3 protein-coding genes are annotated in these 1,503 nt (G+C 27.1%); 1 reads left to right on the top strand and 2 read right to left on the bottom strand.

Going from position 1 to position 1,503, the window contains the following annotated elements; genetic code table 4:
- Positions 1-18: 18 nt before the first annotated feature.
- Positions 19-150 (bottom strand): hypothetical protein, encoded by a 132-nt coding sequence (locus EHU54_RS05775; protein ID WP_400249443.1) that lies wholly within the window; start codon positions 148-150, stop codon positions 19-21.
- 17 nt (positions 151-167) lie between these two features.
- Entirely contained in the window at positions 168-569 is a 402-nt protein-coding gene (locus tag EHU54_RS05770) for a CNNM domain-containing protein (protein ID WP_400249442.1), read from the bottom strand.
- Between the two features lie 169 nt (positions 570-738).
- On the opposite strand from EHU54_RS05770, the gene EHU54_RS05765 reads away from it, so the two are divergent.
- Positions 739-1,362 (top strand): hypothetical protein, encoded by a 624-nt coding sequence (locus EHU54_RS05765; protein ID WP_400249441.1) that lies wholly within the window; start codon positions 739-741, stop codon positions 1,360-1,362.
- The last annotated feature ends 141 nt before the right edge of the window (positions 1,363-1,503 follow it).

The raw sequence follows: 1,503 nt of genomic DNA, 5'->3' as shown, positions 1-1,503 counted from the left end.
TTCTATTTTAAATATATTTTATAGGAATTTTAAAATAACTAGGTTATGCAAGAAGTCTAATGTTTTACCTGTACTTTCTGGTGATGTTGCTAAATGCAAATATTTTTGAAATACTTTTTTAATCGAAGTACTATCATGAATTGAAAGCATATGATGACCAATTTCTTTTACTTGCCCAGTTTCATCATCTCACCAAAAATTAAAACAGTTAAACCAATAACTCCTGTTGCTACTCATGTTGCTGTTTCAGCATTGATAATCAAAGACGCAAAAAATAAAGTTCCAATTGTTGCTAAAGCCGTATTAACTAAAGTATTTGCAATTAAAATAGTTGCTAAAGTACGATCATAATCTTTGACCAATTTATAAACTTGTTTTGCTCGACGAATTGTTTTATTTGTTGCTCTTTTTTTCCGTTTACTAACATTCTTTTTTGCCATTTGTTTTAAACGAATAACATTAATTGAGGTAATAGCTGTTTCTGAAGCCGAAAAAAAACTTGAAAAAATTAATAAAATAATCATTATTGGAAGTAACACAGCCAATGCGGTGGTCATATCCATCATCATTTACTCTCCTTTAAAATCTGTATTATTTTTTATCATTATATACTTTTCTCTCATAATTATCTACTAAATAACACCATAAAAATATTTAGATTTAACTTTAAAAATATAAAAAATAATGTATAGTTATAGATAGACAATTATATAAAATAATTCTTGGGGAGGAATAGAAATGAAAAAACTGCTAAGTACAATGGCAGCAATGACACTCGCAACAACAACAGCAACAGCAACAATCGCTTGTTCAGATCAAAATATGGCATATTACAACCAATTCATCAATGGTATAAACAATAAAGAAAGTTTTATTTTTATGGTTTCAGCAAAGAATTGCATTCATTGTCAAAATACAACAGATACAACAATTCCAGATTTATATAATAAAAATGGCTATGGTAATGATAAATATGACAAGTATTTAGCAGGTAATTTTGGTGCCCAATATGCTTTAAAAACATATCCGATTAGTGCTGATGAACAAGAAAAAATTAAAAAAACTCGCTTAATTATTACTGATAACATTAAAGATTATAATGGTATTTGAAAAGAAAAATGAGCAAAAAAAATTGCTGATTGAATTGTAACACAAGAGCGAAATGCTCATAAAATTAATGGTGAAATTGACAAAACAATTACTGCTGATTCATTAGGATTAACTGGAACGCCAACTTACGTCTATATTAAAAATGGAAATTATGTTGGGTTCGAAACAGGTGAAGTTGGAAACTTACAAACGGGGGCCAATTCTGACTTATGAATGAATCGTTTTATTAAATATATGGTCTTAGAAGATTAAGATATTGATCATAATAAATCATAATAAATCATAATAAAAAATACTCAGACAACTTGATGGGTATTTTTTTAATTAATCATTGTTAAAATTGCATTAAAAGTAATAGACTTCTTGCATAACCTATTAAAATAATTGTAAATA

This window comes from Spiroplasma sp. ald, assembly GCF_044714355.1.
Classification (GTDB): Bacteria; Bacillota_I; Bacilli_A; order Mycoplasmatales; family Mycoplasmataceae; genus Spiroplasma; species Spiroplasma phoeniceum.
Note: the sequence above shows the minus strand (reverse complement) of the source record. Positions and strands in the feature narration are given on the sequence as shown.